20 protein-coding genes are annotated in these 14,616 nt (G+C 66.4%); 12 read left to right on the forward strand and 8 right to left on the reverse strand.

Annotated features, from left to right (window positions below):
• Window positions 1–37: 37 nt before the first annotated feature.
• The 6 genes from WKC72_RS13340 to tuf all read left to right on the forward strand — a co-directional run bounded on the left by WKC72_RS13340 (window position 38) and on the right by tuf (window position 5,864).
• Window positions 38–562, forward strand: a complete 525-nt coding sequence (locus tag WKC72_RS13340; RefSeq protein WP_037233592.1) for a DUF3558 domain-containing protein — start codon at window positions 38–40, stop codon at window positions 560–562.
• 11 nt (window positions 563–573) lie between these two features.
• Window positions 574–1,113 (forward strand): DUF3558 domain-containing protein, encoded by a 540-nt coding sequence (locus tag WKC72_RS13345; RefSeq protein WP_128641600.1) that lies wholly within the window; start codon window positions 574–576, stop codon window positions 1,111–1,113.
• 362 nt (window positions 1,114–1,475) lie between these two features.
• Window positions 1,476–1,850, forward strand: a complete 375-nt coding sequence (gene rpsL / locus WKC72_RS13350; protein ID WP_005252198.1) for a 30S ribosomal protein S12 — start codon at window positions 1,476–1,478, stop codon at window positions 1,848–1,850.
• Complete coding sequence (gene rpsG / locus WKC72_RS13355; protein WP_005252199.1) at window positions 1,850–2,320, forward strand: 30S ribosomal protein S7; 471 nt, start codon at window positions 1,850–1,852, stop codon at window positions 2,318–2,320. The genes rpsL and rpsG overlap by 1 nt, the downstream gene beginning before the upstream one ends.
• Before the next feature lie 161 nt (window positions 2,321–2,481).
• Window positions 2,482–4,584: an elongation factor G gene (fusA, locus tag WKC72_RS13360; RefSeq protein WP_005258137.1), complete on the forward strand. Its 2,103-nt coding sequence runs from the start codon at window positions 2,482–2,484 to the stop codon at window positions 4,582–4,584.
• Between the two features lie 89 nt (window positions 4,585–4,673).
• Window positions 4,674–5,864 carry an elongation factor Tu gene (gene tuf, locus WKC72_RS13365; RefSeq protein ID WP_005252203.1) on the forward strand — a complete coding sequence of 397 codons (1,191 nt, stop codon included), beginning with the start codon at window positions 4,674–4,676 and terminating at the stop codon, window positions 5,862–5,864.
• Between the two features lie 69 nt (window positions 5,865–5,933).
• On the opposite strand, the gene WKC72_RS13370 is transcribed toward tuf, so the two are convergent.
• The 6 genes from WKC72_RS13370 to WKC72_RS13395 are packed head-to-tail and all read right to left on the reverse strand — an operon-like array spanning window position 5,934 to window position 8,735.
• Complete coding sequence (locus tag WKC72_RS13370; RefSeq protein ID WP_009474622.1) at window positions 5,934–6,206, reverse strand: YciI family protein; 273 nt, start codon at window positions 6,204–6,206, stop codon at window positions 5,934–5,936.
• Between the two features lie 35 nt (window positions 6,207–6,241).
• Window positions 6,242–6,817: a hypothetical protein gene (locus WKC72_RS13375; RefSeq protein ID WP_370182892.1), complete on the reverse strand. Its 576-nt coding sequence runs from the start codon at window positions 6,815–6,817 to the stop codon at window positions 6,242–6,244.
• Window positions 6,814–7,794, reverse strand: a complete 981-nt coding sequence (locus tag WKC72_RS13380) for a DUF6286 domain-containing Asp23/Gls24 family envelope stress response protein (RefSeq protein ID WP_112301823.1) — start codon at window positions 7,792–7,794, stop codon at window positions 6,814–6,816. Before WKC72_RS13380 ends, WKC72_RS13375 begins: the two co-directional genes overlap by 4 nt.
• Window positions 7,787–7,966 (reverse strand): hypothetical protein, encoded by a 180-nt coding sequence (locus WKC72_RS13385; protein WP_005252219.1) that lies wholly within the window; start codon window positions 7,964–7,966, stop codon window positions 7,787–7,789. The genes WKC72_RS13380 and WKC72_RS13385 overlap by 8 nt, the downstream gene beginning before the upstream one ends.
• The gene (locus WKC72_RS13390; RefSeq protein ID WP_005252220.1) at window positions 7,963–8,277 is read right to left on the reverse strand and encodes an Asp23/Gls24 family envelope stress response protein; all 315 of its coding nucleotides are present in this window, start codon (window positions 8,275–8,277) and stop codon (window positions 7,963–7,965) included. Before WKC72_RS13390 ends, WKC72_RS13385 begins: the two co-directional genes overlap by 4 nt.
• A complete protein-coding gene (locus tag WKC72_RS13395; protein WP_005252221.1) occupies window positions 8,274–8,735 on the reverse strand; it encodes an Asp23/Gls24 family envelope stress response protein in 462 nt (153 codons plus the stop codon). Before WKC72_RS13395 ends, WKC72_RS13390 begins: the two co-directional genes overlap by 4 nt.
• Before the next feature lie 189 nt (window positions 8,736–8,924).
• Between WKC72_RS13395 and WKC72_RS13400 the strand changes: the two genes are divergently transcribed.
• Genes WKC72_RS13400 through WKC72_RS13410 form a run of 3 tightly spaced genes read left to right on the forward strand, consistent with a single transcriptional unit; the run spans window position 8,925 to window position 10,419 of the window.
• The gene (locus WKC72_RS13400; protein WP_370182894.1) at window positions 8,925–9,452 is read left to right on the forward strand and encodes a hypothetical protein; all 528 of its coding nucleotides are present in this window, start codon (window positions 8,925–8,927) and stop codon (window positions 9,450–9,452) included.
• Window positions 9,449–9,964 (forward strand): twin-arginine translocation pathway signal, encoded by a 516-nt coding sequence (locus WKC72_RS13405; protein ID WP_112301825.1) that lies wholly within the window; start codon window positions 9,449–9,451, stop codon window positions 9,962–9,964. The genes WKC72_RS13400 and WKC72_RS13405 overlap by 4 nt, the downstream gene beginning before the upstream one ends.
• Window positions 9,965–9,975: 11 nt before the next feature.
• Window positions 9,976–10,419: a hypothetical protein gene (locus WKC72_RS13410; RefSeq protein ID WP_200887788.1), complete on the forward strand. Its 444-nt coding sequence runs from the start codon at window positions 9,976–9,978 to the stop codon at window positions 10,417–10,419.
• 85 nt (window positions 10,420–10,504) lie between these two features.
• Here the strand turns inward: WKC72_RS13410 and WKC72_RS13415 are convergent, their stop codons facing one another.
• Window positions 10,505–11,536 carry a DDE-type integrase/transposase/recombinase gene (locus WKC72_RS13415; protein WP_370180730.1) on the reverse strand — a complete coding sequence of 344 codons (1,032 nt, stop codon included), beginning with the start codon at window positions 11,534–11,536 and terminating at the stop codon, window positions 10,505–10,507.
• Window positions 11,452–11,703 (reverse strand): hypothetical protein, encoded by a 252-nt coding sequence (locus tag WKC72_RS13420; RefSeq protein WP_370180731.1) that lies wholly within the window; start codon window positions 11,701–11,703, stop codon window positions 11,452–11,454. The genes WKC72_RS13415 and WKC72_RS13420 overlap by 85 nt, the downstream gene beginning before the upstream one ends.
• A gap of 203 nt (window positions 11,704–11,906) precedes the next feature.
• Here WKC72_RS13420 and WKC72_RS13425 point away from each other — a divergent pair, with 203 nt between their 5' ends.
• From WKC72_RS13425 to WKC72_RS13435, 3 genes are all read left to right on the forward strand, one after another.
• Window positions 11,907–13,082: an acyl-CoA dehydrogenase family protein gene (locus WKC72_RS13425; protein WP_370182895.1), complete on the forward strand. Its 1,176-nt coding sequence runs from the start codon at window positions 11,907–11,909 to the stop codon at window positions 13,080–13,082.
• A 9-nt stretch (window positions 13,083–13,091) separates the two neighbouring features.
• Window positions 13,092–14,219: an acyl-CoA dehydrogenase family protein gene (locus tag WKC72_RS13430; protein ID WP_370182896.1), complete on the forward strand. Its 1,128-nt coding sequence runs from the start codon at window positions 13,092–13,094 to the stop codon at window positions 14,217–14,219.
• A 186-nt stretch (window positions 14,220–14,405) separates the two neighbouring features.
• Window positions 14,406–14,609: a hypothetical protein gene (locus WKC72_RS13435; protein WP_005252231.1), complete on the forward strand. Its 204-nt coding sequence runs from the start codon at window positions 14,406–14,408 to the stop codon at window positions 14,607–14,609.
• Window positions 14,610–14,616 lie beyond the last annotated feature (7 nt).

Below are 14,616 nucleotides of genomic sequence, written 5' to 3' on the forward strand. Positions count from 1 at the left end.
CGGGCAAAGAGCGCGGGGATCGGTAGAGTCACCGACCATGGGCCGGAAATGGGGAGCGCTCGTCCTGATCACCGTCGCGGCCGGTCTGGCCGGCTGTGGGGGAGACGGAGACGATTCCGGTACCGAACCCGCCGCGCAGCAACTCCCGCAGGTGACCGATCCGGGCCCGTTCTTCGGTCAGTGCGGTTCGGTCACCGACGACGAGGTGGCGAAGGCGTTCGGGATGCCACCCTTCACCGGGGTGACGCGTAATTCCGTCGGCTGCGAATGGGAAACCGCGGGAATAGGCGGTCCCAGCGTGACGTTCTCCTGGTACCGCGGCAGTCCCATCGGCCGCGAGCGGGCGGGTTCCGAGCTGATCGGCAGGCCGGCCACCGACATCGACATCCAGGGGCATCCTGGATTCATTGCATCGTCCGAAGGAATTCTGTGCGAACTCGGTGTGGAGTTCGGCGGCGACTTCGTCCACTGGTCGGTGATGTACGCGGACGCGCAACCCGCGGCGGACCCGTGCAAGGTGGCGCGTGATCTCGCCGAACTCAGCGTGTCGAGGGCCAAGTGAGCGGGGGAGTGATGAGCGGCGGGACGTGGCGTGCAGTGCGGGTGCTGGCCGCGGCCACCGCGGTCGGGCTGATCGCGGGGTGCGGGTCGGCGATCGAGGGCTCGCCCCGCGCCGAAGGGGCGTCCTCGTCCGGTGACACCGAACAGTTCACGGCCCTGCTCGAGGAGTGCAACGCCGTCGCCGACGAACAGATCGCCCAGACCGTCGGCGCCGACGCCATCGAACGGGGCTTCTTCGGCGCGATCTGCCGCTGGGACGCGGTCGGCGCCAACGGTCCCGTGAAGGTGACGTTCAACTGGTTCGAGACGGGTTCGCTCGACACGGAGAGGTCGACCGGCGAGAAACTCGGATACACCGTCGAGTCCTCCACGATCCAGGGTCGCAAGGCCGTCGTGATGCGTCCCCCCGGTGATCCGGGGGCGTGCGGAGTGACGGTCGGATCGCCCTCCGCGGGCGTCGTCGGCTGGTGGGTACAGTTCCAGACGGGGGCGGCAGACCCGTGCGAGGCGGCATCGACGCTTGCGGATCTGACGCTCAATCTGAGTAGTTGATGTGCCCGTGCCCGTACCGACAGGTCCGAGCAGTACCCCACATCGCAGGTCAGCCCTTACCATTGCCAGCCCACTTTGACCTTCCGGCGCGCCGCCGGGTATCGTTGTGGGTCGTGTCCGGCATGCCCGGGCCGATCTGTGTGCCTAGCGAGGTATTGCCGTGCGCGCGTTCGTGCAGATTTCTGCATGGAACGAGCATCCGGCTGCCTGTGTGGGGGTATGCGACACACCCGACCTCGGGTGCAGCTCGAGGTGCGGGTGAGGGGCAGCAGCTCTCTTGCCCCAACTGCTAGATCCCTAATTTCAGAACAGCCAAGGTTGCTTGTCCAGAGCAGTCTGTTCAACACGAAGAAAGCCGGTAAATGCCAACCATCAACCAGCTGGTCCGCAAGGGCCGCCGCGACAAGACCGCGAAGGTCAAGACGGCAGCCCTCAAGGGCAGCCCGCAGCGTCGTGGCGTGTGCACCCGCGTGTACACCACCACCCCGAAGAAGCCGAACTCGGCGCTCCGTAAGGTCGCGCGTGTGCGCTTGACCAGCTCCGTCGAGGTCACCGCTTACATCCCGGGCGAGGGTCACAACCTGCAGGAGCACTCGATGGTGCTCGTCCGCGGTGGTCGTGTGAAGGACCTCCCCGGTGTGCGCTACAAGATCATCCGCGGCTCGCTCGACACCCAGGGTGTCAAGGGCCGCAAGCAGGCCCGCAGCCGCTACGGCGCCAAGAAGGAGAAGAGCTAATGCCACGTAAGGGCCCCGCTCCGAAGCGTCCGCTCATCAACGACCCGGTCTACGGTTCGCCCCTGGTGACGCAGCTCGTCAACAAGATTCTCCTGGACGGCAAGAAGTCCACCGCCGAGCGCATCGTCTACGAAGCACTCGAGCAGGCGCGCGAGAAGACCGGCACCGATCCGGTCGTCACCCTCAAGCGCGCACTGGACAACGTCAAGCCCGCCCTCGAGGTCCGCAGCCGCCGTGTCGGTGGCGCCACCTACCAGGTGCCGGTCGAGGTCCGTCCGGGCCGCTCCACCACCCTCGCGCTCCGCTGGCTCGTGACCTTCTCCCGGCAGCGCCGCGAAAAGACCATGGTCGAGCGTCTCGCCAACGAGCTCCTCGATGCCAGCAACGGCTTGGGTGCCGCTGTGAAGCGCCGTGAGGACACTCACAAGATGGCCGAAGCCAACAAGGCATTCGCCCACTACCGCTGGTGACGTCACGTCGGAGCAGTCACCCACCGTGACTGCTCCGGCGTCGTCGCACGTCGGGCCCCTACCGGGGACCGGCTGATCTACAACTCGAGACAATGGCCCCGCTGGTGGAACACCGGGGAGGCCGACACCCGATACACGAGCTACGAGCGGGGAAGAATCCTGTGGCACAGGAAGTGCTGACCGACCTGAACAAGGTCCGCAACATCGGCATCATGGCGCACATCGATGCCGGCAAGACCACGACCACCGAGCGCATCCTGTTCTACACCGGTGTCAACTACAAGATCGGTGAGACGCACGACGGTGCCTCGACCACGGACTGGATGGAACAGGAGAAGGAACGCGGCATCACGATCACCTCTGCCGCGGTGACCTGCTTCTGGAACAACAACCAGATCAACATCATCGACACGCCGGGCCACGTCGACTTCACCGTCGAGGTGGAGCGTTCGCTCCGCGTGCTCGACGGCGCCGTCGCAGTGTTCGACGGCAAAGAGGGCGTCGAGCCCCAGTCGGAGCAGGTGTGGCGTCAGGCCGCCAAGTACGACGTTCCGCGCATCTGTTTCGTCAACAAGATGGACAAGATGGGCGCGGACTTCTACTTCACGGTCCAGACCATCATCGACCGCCTCGGCGCGAAGCCGCTCGTTCTCCAGCTGCCGATCGGCGCCGAGGACGACTTCGACGGCGTCGTCGACCTGGTCGAGATGAAGGCTGTCACCTGGCGTGGCACGGTCGCCATCGGCGCCGAGCCCACCATCGAGGAGATCCCGGCCGATCTCGCCGACAAGGCTGCCGAGTACCGCGAGAAGCTGCTCGAGACGGTCGCCGAGTCCGACGAGAAGCTCATGGAGAAGTACTTCGCCGGCGAGGAGCTCTCCGTCGAGGAGATCAAGGGCGCCATCCGCAAGATGACGGTCAACTCCGAGCTGTACCCGGTGCTGTGTGGTTCCGCGTTCAAGAACAAGGGCGTTCAGCCCATGCTCGACGCGGTCATCGACTACCTGCCGAACCCGCTGGACATCGGCGAGGTCCAGGGTCACGCCCTGGGCAACGAAGAAGAGATCCTCACGCGTAAGCCGAGCAAGGAAGAGCCGTTCTCGGCTCTGGCCTTCAAGATCGCTTCGCACCCGTTCTTCGGCAAGCTGACGTTCGTCCGCGTGTACTCCGGCCGGATCGATCCGGGCGCCCAGGTCATGAACGCGACCAAGGGCAAGAAGGAGCGCATCGGAAAGCTCTTCCAGATGCACGCCAACAAGGAGAACCCGGTCGACGAGGCCGTGGCCGGCCACATCTACGCGATGATCGGTCTGAAGGACACCACGACCGGTGACACCCTGTGTGCACAGGACGCGCCGATCGTGCTCGAGTCCATGAGCTTCCCGGACCCGGTCATCCAGGTCTCGATCGAGCCCAAGACCAAGTCCGACCAGGAGAAGCTGGGCACCGCGATCCAGAAGCTCGCCGAAGAGGACCCGACGTTCTCCGTCGAGCTCGACGAGGAGACCGGCCAGACCGTCATCGGCGGCATGGGCGAGCTCCACCTCGACATCCTCGTCGACCGTATGCGTCGCGAGTTCAAGGTCGAGGCCAACGTCGGCAAGCCGCAGGTTGCCTACCGCGAGACCATCACCAAGAAGGTCGAGAAGCACGACTACACCCACAAGAAGCAGACGGGTGGATCGGGCCAGTTCGCCAAGGTGATCATCGCGCTGGAGCCGTTCGTCGGCGAAGACGGTGCCACCTACGAGTTCGAGAACAAGGTCTCCGGCGGTCGCATCCCGCGCGAGTACATCCCGTCCGTGGATGCAGGCGCGCAGGACGCGATGCAGTACGGCGTTCTCGCCGGCTACCCGCTGGTGAACCTGAAGCTGTCGCTGCTCGACGGTGCATACCACGACGTCGACTCGTCGGAAATGGCCTTCAAGGTTGCCGGTTCGCAGGCGCTGAAGGAAGCCGCCCGCAAGGCCGGCCCGGTCATTCTCGAGCCGCTCATGGCTGTCGAGGTCACCACACCCGAGGAGTACATGGGTGATGTGATCGGCGACCTGAACTCCCGCCGTGGCCAGATCCAGGCCATGGAGGAACGCAGTGGTGCCCGTGTCGTGAAGGCGCTGGTTCCGCTCTCGGAGATGTTTGGTTACATCGGTGATCTGCGGTCGAAGACCCAGGGCCGGGCGAACTTCTCCATGGTGTTCGATTCCTACGCAGAGGTTCCCGCGAACGTCTCGAAGGAAATCATCGCCAAGGCGACCGGCGAGTAACCTCGGTTCCAGCCGGCCGAAGCACGACCCAGTAATAACAACCGCACTGCTGCATACCGCAAGCATCAATCAGTCCAGGAGGACACACAGTGGCGAAGGCGAAGTTCGAGCGGACGAAGCCGCACGTGAACATCGGCACCATCGGTCACGTCGACCACGGCAAGACCACGCTGACCGCGGCCATCACCAAGGTTCTGCACGACGCGTACCCGGATCTCAACGAGGCCTCGGCCTTCGACGAGATCGACAAGGCTCCTGAGGAGAAGGCTCGCGGTATCACGATCAACATCTCGCATGTTGAGTACCAGACCGAGAAGCGCCACTACGCGCACGTCGATGCTCCCGGTCACGCCGACTACATCAAGAACATGATCACCGGTGCGGCGCAGATGGACGGCGCCATCCTCGTGGTCGCGGCCACCGACGGCCCGATGCCCCAGACGCGTGAGCACGTGCTGCTCGCCCGCCAGGTCGGCGTGCCGTACATCCTCGTCGCCCTGAACAAGGCCGACATGGTGGACGACGACGAGATCATCGAGCTCGTCGAGATGGAGGTCCGTGAGCTCCTCGCTGCGCAGGAGTTCGACGAGGACGCTCCGGTTGTCAAGGTCTCCGCACTCAAGGCGCTCGAGGGCGACCCGGAGTGGACCAAGAACATCCTCGAGCTCATGGCTGCGGTCGACGAGTCCATCCCGGACCCGGTCCGCGAGACCGAGAAGCCCTTCCTCATGCCCGTCGAGGACGTCTTCACGATCACCGGTCGTGGCACCGTCGTCACCGGTCGTATCGAGCGTGGCGTGATCAACGTCAACGAGGACGTCGAGATCGTCGGCATCAAGGAAACCAAGACCAAGACCACGGTCACGGGTATCGAGATGTTCCGCAAGCTCCTCGACTCGGGCCAGGCCGGTGACAACGTCGGTCTGCTGGTTCGTGGTATCAAGCGCGAAGATGTCGAGCGTGGACAGGTTGTCGTCAAGCCCGGCACCACCACCCCGCACACCGAGTTCGAGGGCCAGGCGTACATCCTGTCCAAGGACGAGGGCGGCCGCCACACGCCGTTCTTCAACAACTACCGTCCGCAGTTCTACTTCCGTACCACGGACGTGACGGGCGTTGTGACGCTGCCCGAGGGCACCGAGATGGTCATGCCCGGTGACAACACCGAGATGTCCGTCAAGCTGATCCAGCCCGTCGCCATGGACGAGGGCCTGCGCTTCGCGATCCGCGAAGGCGGCCGTACCGTCGGCGCCGGCAAGGTCACGAAGATCAACAAGTGATCTAACTCCACCAACGTCAATGGCGCTCACCCTGCGGGGTGGGCGCCATTGGCGTCTTCGGGGTGTCACTCAGCGGTAGTTCAACGCATCCCATTCTCGGATGTCGCTGGGATGCGCGATGCCTTCGAGGACGAACGGGTCGCGGGCGATGAATTGCTCCGCCCGCTCGCGGCTGCTGAAGACCGCCATGGAACCGTTGCTCGCCGGGTCGTCGAACGGTCCGATACCGAGGAGCCCACCTTCCGCGGCGAACGCGTCCAGGTACTCCCGATGCCGTGGATAGATCTCCGGAATCCGGGCGGCGGTGGTCGGGTCGGTCGCGTAGAACACCACGTACTCCATGGCCACGAACCTACCGAGACCCGGAGCGCCCCGTGTCAGTTTTCGACGTGCACCGGGTGGTCGGCGCGGTCGAGGTGGAGCAGGACCTGGGTGGCGACCTCTTCACCGCCGAGGGTCGATGCGACCCAGGATGCGACGTCCTCGGATTTTCGGGTGAAGTCGTAGATGTCGAGGGTGGGGTCGGCGGTCACGACGATCGACAGGGTGGGGAGTCCACGTTCGATGACGGCGCGAGCGCGTGTCTGCCGGACCCCGGGGTACTGGGCGAGTTCGCTGGCGACCCCGTTGGCGAGGGAGCCGAGGTCGACGGTGACGTAGGTGCCCGATTCGCGATCCGGTACGGCGACGGGGGACGTCCGGCGCCGGGTGAGGTCCAGGGCGAGGAGCACGATCCCGAAGACCAGACCGACGACGACCGTCGCGGCGAGTGCCCAGCCCCACCAGTCCTGGTCGGGGAGTGCGGTGACGCGCGCGCGGTCGTACCGCGACACCCATTCGCGGACGATCGGGACCTGCAGGTCCCAGGCCATGGCATAGGTGCCGAATCCGAGAAGCGCGAGCCCGACGAGCAGGACGATCACCCGGTTGACGGCGGCGGTCCGATGTCTCACGGCTTCACCTGTACTCGGAGTTCGGGTGACGTGCCGAGCAGCGACAGCGTCGGTTCCACCGCCTCGCGGACGGAGATGGCCACGTCCCCGGCGGGTGTCGACTCGGTGCGCACCACGCGGACGGTGACGTGTTTGCGGTCGACCGTCGTGTGCGCCGACAGCACCCCGGGGACGGTCTTGGCGTGGCTGCTGGAGTTGCGGGCGAGGTCGGTGGGGCGCAACCAGACGATCGGGGTGTCACCCACCGCGAGCGGCAGGTGGGTGCGCGGCCGCGGTTTGAGAGCCGCGACGATGAACACGACCCCCAGGACGATCGCGCCTGCCGCGACGGGGACGATCCACTCGGACCAGTGCAGCCGGCCCAGCCATTGCACGGTGTTGCGGATCCAGGGTGCGTTCGCGAAGGTGCCGCGCATGATGAGCAGCTCACGCGCCGCGACGACCGCGAGACCGAGGGCTCCGACTGCGACGATGATTGCGGCGGGCACAGCGGCCGGGGTCGCGCGCGGCGTGCGTGGCCGGATGGGCGCCACCGGGGCGGGCGGTGCGGCCGGGTCGCCTTGTTCGGAATAGCGGCTTTCGGTCGAACTGTCTTCGGGTGCTGCCGATTCCGTTCCGACGACCACGATGTTGAGTTCGATGACCGGCATGCCCGTCATCTGCTCGACCTGACGGTGCACCTGCGCGCGGAGCCGGCGGTTGACGAGGTCGAGGTGGCACGGCCACTGCACCGCGATGTACAGGTTGATCGCGACGGCACCCGCTCCCGTGGAGACGTCGGCGCGGGGGAGTTCCCGGCCCGTCAGGCGGGACAGCCCGCCGGACTGCTTGACGACGCCGGGTACCTGGAGCGCTGCGGCGACGGCGATCTTGACGACAGCGCGCTCCTTGATGACCAGTTCGCCGCGCAGGGCGGTGTCGTCGAGCGCCGCGTCGTCGTGAGGACCGGCGGGGGGTGCGGTGAAGGGTTCAGCCACGGCCGCGGCTTCGGAGGATGGCGCCGAGATCGAGGTGGCCGTCGCGGTGCGCGCCGACGGCCATGCCCAGCGCTCCGAGGAGGACGGCGAAGACGAACCCGCTGAAACCACCGAGGATGCCGGCGATGGCGAGAAGTAACCCGACGATCAGGCCTGTGATTGTGCTGTTCATTGAGCTTGTCCTGTCTCTGTCAGGAGATCTTCGATGGTCACGTCGACGGGGACGTCCACCAGCGATTCCACTGCGGCCCGCACTCTTTCGGCGGTGTCGACGACATTGGCGGGGTAGCGAGCCGCGAGGTGGACGGCACAGGACGTGGGGCCGACGGTCACCCCGGTCACCCGGCGTCCGGGCAGGTAGGTCGCGACTTCACCGAACGCGCCGCCGTGCATCGCTGCCACTCCGGGGGTCGCGAGGACGGCGGCGACGATGCGTTCGGAGATGTCCTCGGCGTGGGTGTCCGGTGGAAGTGGTCCGGTCACTGCACCCTCGGTTTGCCGTCGAGCTCGGACGCTGCCTCGGATTCGTCGAACAACATGACGTCGAAGACGGTGATGTTCACTTCGGTCACTTCGAGCCCGGTCATGCGCTCGACGGCCGCGATGACGTTGCGCCGGATACCGACCGCGAGTTCGTGCAGTGCGACGCCGTATTCCGCGACGATGCCGATGTCGATGGCGGCCTGCTTCTCGCCGACTTCGACGGCGACGCCCTGGGCGTGGTTGACGCGGGCGCCGGGGATTCGATCGCGGAGAGCGCCGACAGCGCGTGCGGTGCCGCCGCCCACGTCGTAGACGCCGTTGATCTCACGGGTGGCGATACCGGCGATCTTGGCGACCACGGCGTCCGCGATGATGGTCCGTCCCTCGGAACTGACGAGTTCGGGCGTCGCCCCGGCACCGAACTGCACGCGGCTGCGTGCGCCTGAATCGCTGGTCATCGTGGATCCCCTTCGAGTCGCCTGCCTTCTCTCCAACAGTAATGATCACCGACCGTACGCGGGGTCTCCCACGCGCCTTTCCGCCCGCGGATCTGGCGACGGGAGGCACCGAAAAATATTTGATATGACTGCCCGGTAGCATCTGACGTGATGCAGGTAACACAGGTACGGCACGACGGAAGGAACCCCATGGCGGAAGAGCCCACCGGTGAGGATGCCGTCCCCCAGGCCCGGACGCCGGCCGTCACCGCGGGTGTGGTGGTTCTCGCCGTCCTCGCGCTCGCGTTCCTCGCGGTCGCCGGCTATTTCGGCTACACGCACCGGCAGGCGGAGCAGGAGGCGCAGGAGAGATCCGAGATCCTCGATGCGGCGCGCCAGGGCGTCGTGAATCTGACGACGATGGACTTCGAGCGGGCCGACGAAGACGTGCAGAAGGTGCTCGACGGCTCGGCCGGAGAATTCCGCGACGAATTCGAAGCCCGGTCCCACGACCTCATCGCGGTCATGCAGGAGGCCAAGGTCAAGTCCCAGGGGGAGGTGCGCCAGGCCGCGATCGAGGCGCAGAACGGCGATTCCGCGGACGTGCTCGTCGCGGTCGCGCAGAAGGTGTCCAACGCGGGCGGCGCCGCCGAGGAACCGCGCGGGCAGCGGATGCGGGTGACGATGCAACTCGAGGACGGCACGTACAAGATCGTGAAGGCAGGGTTCGTGCAGTGAGTACCGACGCATCGCCGAAATCGCGCAGACTCCTCCTCATCCTGGGCGCGCTCACCGTGGTCGCGGCCGTGCTGGCGGGGGTTCTGTACGTCACGCTCTACCGGCCCGACCAGCGCGTCGACGACACCGTCCGCGCCACCGTGACCGACACCGCCTCGCAGGGCGCGATCGCCCTGCTGTCGTACACGCCGGACACGGTCGAGAGCGACGTCGGCGCCGCGAAGGAACGCCTGACGGGTGAGTTCCTCGACTACTACACACAGTTCACGACGGACGTCGTCGTCCCGGCGGCCAAGGAGAGCCAGGTGGCCACCCAGGCGACGGTGGCCGCGTCCGGTCCGGTCGAGGTCGCGGCCGACACGGCGACGGTGCTGCTGTTCGTCAACCAGACCACCACCAGCGCCGCGAAACCGGAACCGGCGGTGACGGCGACGAGCATCACCGTCGAGCTCACCAAGTCCGGCGACAACTGGCTGATTTCCGGCTTCGATCCGGTGCAGGCGCGCGGGTAGCGTTGTCGCCCATGAGTACTCTTCGAGAGGTCGGCGACCGCGAGTCGTGGCGTTGCTGGCTGTGTGACGAACCGGTGGACCCCGACATGTCGGTCAACGATCCGCGCGGCCCCAGTATCGACAGCATCGTCACCGCGAAGAAGGCCAAGGCGAAGGGTGGCGTCGAACGGCTCGCTCACCGCGCGTGCAACACCAAGAAGGGTGCCGTCAAGCCGGTCGTGCCGTGGCCCGACCGATTGTTCGTCGTCGACCCCGCCCCGATCATCGGTGTGGTCGAACAACTCGGCCGCAAGGGCGGACGGGTGGCGGTGGCACGGTGCCCGGGCAAATCGGACGCCGAGGACGCGGCGGAGTGGTTGCTCGACAGGTTGTCCCGCCTCGCACCGGAACTGAACGTCGAGACGCAGATCGACGCCGCCGGTGGTGCGTATCTGCTCGTCCTTCGCACCGCCTGACCCGTGAGTACTTGTTAACCGCGGGCGGTTTGTGCTGTCTACGTAGATGTGAGACACGGGTGTCTACGTAGATGTGAGACAGATTTTAGGCGGGGCGGAGTTTGCCTTGGTAGCGCTTGGTGTGGTCGAGGTGTAGGTGGCCGATCACGTCGCCGTCGGTGGTGTAGGCGGTGACGTGGTCGTCGTCGCGCAGCAGGGTGACGGTCTGTCCGGCCATCTTTCGGCCGACGCTCAGGCGGGCGCGGGAGTCGACGCACACGGTGCCGGTGGAGGAGACGACGAGGGCGTGCACGGTGGCGTCGTGTTGGATCGGAAGGTGCTGTGGCCCACCGTGGATCGCCGCATTCCGCCAGGCCTGCAGCGGTGGCATCTTGACGGCGCTGTGCGGGCGTTCGGTGTTGTAGAACCGCTGGTAGGTCTCGCACAGTTGCTGCAGTTCGGTGGTGGTGGCCGCGGTGGTGGGCCGTGCGGCCAACCATTGCTTGAAGGTGCGGTGGTGGCGTTCGACCTTCCCGCAGGTCTGCGGGTGATACGGGGTGGAGTGGATCAGCCGGGCCCCGGCCTGCTCCACGACCCGGGTGAAGCCGGAGATGCCGCCCTTGGTGCGGCGGGAGGTGAACGCGCTGCCGTTGTCGGCGAGCACCAACGCCGGGATCCCGAAGCCGGTGAACGCGGCGGTGATCGCCGCGATCGCCCCGGCGGCGGTTTCGGCGTCCGCGACCCGGGTGGCGACCAGGGTGCGGGTGCAGTCGTCGAGGACCTCGAAGACGACGACCTTCTCGCCGGTGGCCAACCGGACCTGGGTGGCGTCGATCTGGTAGCAGTCGCGGGGGTTGCGGTAGCAGAACCGGCGGTACGACGATTTCGGGCGTTTCTTCGGTTCCGGGATCACCAGGTCGTAGCGGGAGAGGATCGTGTTGATCGTGGCCCGGGACGGGATGGTCCAGCCCTCGGCGGCCCAGTGGTGTTTGTCGGCGACGGCCTGCAGGTGGTAGGCGATGGTGTCGGCGCCGCGCTCGTGGTGGGGCAGGTTCAGGCGAAGCCGGACGATTTCGATCTCGACCGGTAGTGGGGTGGCGTGTGGGCAGGAGGTGGGCGGCGGGACCGGGTGGTCCACCGGCCCTCCTCCTCGATCCGTTTCTTGTGTCGGTAGGCGGTGGCGCGGGAGATCCCGTGGTCGGCGCACCAGCGGGCGAAGTTCCCGTCGAACATGTCGGCGCCGGTGGCGTGGGCGAGCACCAGCAGGGCGTGTAGCAGGTCCATGACGGCATCCGTTCCGGTCATGAACCAAGTTCACGACCAGTCAGGTGCCTCACACCTCGTCGACGGCAGCGTGTCTCACATCTGGGTAGACATCATCTGTCTCACATGTCCCCAGACTCAACAAACCGCGGGCGGTTAACAAGTACTCACGGGCGGCGGAGCCGCACTGTGGAGTACCGTCGGGACCAGAACATGAATCCGACCTCAAGTGCGAAGGAATTCCGATGAATCTGGCCTTGACCGACGAGGAGCTGGCGTTCCGCGACGAGATGCGAACGTTCTTCACCACGCAGATTCCGGCGGAGATCCGCGAGCGGTATGCGCGTGGTGAAGAAGTGGGGAAGGAAGGGTTCATCGAGTCCCAGCGGATTCTGAACGCCAACGGGCTCGCGACGCCGCACTGGCCGGTCGAGTGGGGCGGCCGCGACTGGACGCCGGTGCAGAAGCACATCTGGCTCGACGAGTTGCAACTCGCGTCCGTGCCCGAGCCGCTCGCGTTCAACACCAGCATGGTCGGCCCCGTCATCGCGGCATTCGGTTCGCAGGAGCAGAAGGAGAAGTTCCTTCCCGCGACCGCCAACCTCGACATCTGGTGGTGCCAGGGATTCTCCGAACCCGAGGCCGGCTCCGACCTTGCGTCGCTGAAGACCCGCGCCATCCGTGACGGCGACGACTACGTGATCAACGGCCAGAAGACGTGGACCACCCTCGCGCAGCACGCCGACTGGATCTTCGTCCTCGCCCGCACCAACCCGGACGCCCCCAAGAAGCAGGCCGGCATCTCGTTCATCCTCGTCGACATGAAGACGCCCGGCGTCACGGTGCGTCCGATCAAGCTGATCGACGGAGGCTACGAGGTCAACGAGATCTTCTTCGAGGACGTGCGCGTGCCGGCCGAGAACCTCGTGGGCGAGGAGAACCAGGGCTGGAGCTACGCCAAGTTCCTGCTCGGCAACGAGCGCACCGGCGTGACCCGGCTGGGATTCTCCAAAGTCCGCCTCGCGCAGGCGAAGGAACGCGCCGCCGACATCTCGGTCGGCGAGGGGACGCTGCTCGACGACCCGCTGTTCGCCGCCCGGATCGCGGAACTGGAGAACGAGATCATCGCGCTCGAACTCACCCAATTGCGGGTGGTCGCGAGCTCGGCAGACGGCAAGCCCAACCCGGCGTCGTCGCTGCTGAAGCTCCGCGGGTCCGAACTGCAGCAGGCCACACTCGAACTGCTGACCGACGTCGCGGGACCCGACTCCCTGCCCTTCGCCGCCGGTGACGGCATCTCCTCGCCGCTCTGGGCGCAGCGGACGGCTCCGACCTACCTGAACTGCCGCAAGGTTTCCATCTACAGCGGATCGAGCGAAGTGCAGCGCAGCATCATCGCCTCCTCGATCCTCGGATTGTGAGGGCGTGACATGGACTTCGAACTGACCGACGAACAGAAACTGCTGCGCGACACCACCCGCGAACTGCTCGGCCGCAGCTACGACGCGGAGAAGCGTAACGCCGTCACCGACACCGAGCAGGGGTGGAGCCCGCAGGTGTGGAAGCAACTCGCCGAGGTCGGACTGCTGGGTCTGAGCTTCGACGAGGAAGACGGCGGAATGGGCGCCGGACCTGTCGAGGTCGCGTCGGTGATGACGGAGATCGGCCGCCGTCTCGCGCCCGAACCCGTCCTCGACGCCGTGCTCGTTCCCGGCGGCCTGATCGCCGCGGCCGGCAGCGCGGAGCAGCGGCGCCGGATTCTGCCGGACGTGTCGGAGGGCAACGTCCTGCTGGCCTTCGCCGATCGGGAACCGGGTGTGCGCTGGCCGTCCACCCAGGTGTCGACGACCGCGAAGAAGGACGGCGACGCGTGGACCCTCACCGGTACCAAGAACCCCGTTCCGCACGGCGGCAGCGCGAACACCCTGGTCGTGACGGCGGCAGTCCCGGACGGTGGGGTCGGACTGTTCCTCGTCGACGCCGACGCCAGCGGACTGACCCGCACCGCCTACGCGACCCACGACGGTCTGCGGGCCGCGCAGGTCGAATTGTCGGACACCCCGGCTGAGCCTCTCGGTGAGGGCGGTGACGCGTCGTCGGCGATCGAGGGCGCGCAGATCCGGGCGCAGGCGGCACTGTGTGCGGAGGCCGTCGGCGCGATGGAGGAAGCTCTGCGACTGACCACCGAGTACCTGAAGACCCGCAAGCAGTTCGGTGTTCCGATCGCGAAGTTCCAGACGCTCACGCACCGTGCGGCCGACATGTATGTGCTGCTGGAACTGGCTCGCAGCATGAGTCTCTACGCGACGATGTCGCTGGCCGACGGAACCGTCGATCCGGTGGTCGCGTCCCGTGCCAAGCTGCAGATCGGCCGCTCCGCCCGCACGATCGGGCAGGAAGCGATTCAGATGCACGGCGGCATCGGCATGACGGCCGAGTATCCGGTCGGGCACTATTTGAGCCGGCTGACCGCCATCGAGCACACCCTCGGCGGGTCCGACGACCACCTGCGGGTGCTCGCGTCGGCGACAACCCAGGGCACCATCAGCATCATCTAGCCGCGCCCGTGAGTACTTCTCAACCGCCCGCGGTTGAGAAGTACTCACGGGTCCAGGTCTCGGATTGGTATCGGAACACGCGTTTTCGACGTGTCGCACAGGGACCCCAGTGTGACGCGGCTAACGTTCTGCGCGCACACCAGAACTCACGGGGGATGTACGTAATCTCGGTGAAGGAGCATTGCCATGGGGTCCGGTCCAGTCAAAGCGATCATGTGGAGCCTGCTTTTCGTGGGACTCGTCGGTGCGGGAGTCGGGATCTCCGAACTGCACGTCCCGTGGACGGTCGCATCGCTGATCGTCGCGTCGGTCTCCGGCCTGGTCCTGCTCAGGATCCGCGCCGACGCGCACCCCGAACTGCACAGCGACCGCCGGATGGCTGCCGGCTGACCACCGG

Origin of the sequence: Rhodococcus wratislaviensis (assembly GCF_041228765.1) — a bacterium.
Classification (GTDB): domain Bacteria; phylum Actinomycetota; class Actinomycetes; order Mycobacteriales; family Mycobacteriaceae; genus Rhodococcus_F; species Rhodococcus_F wratislaviensis.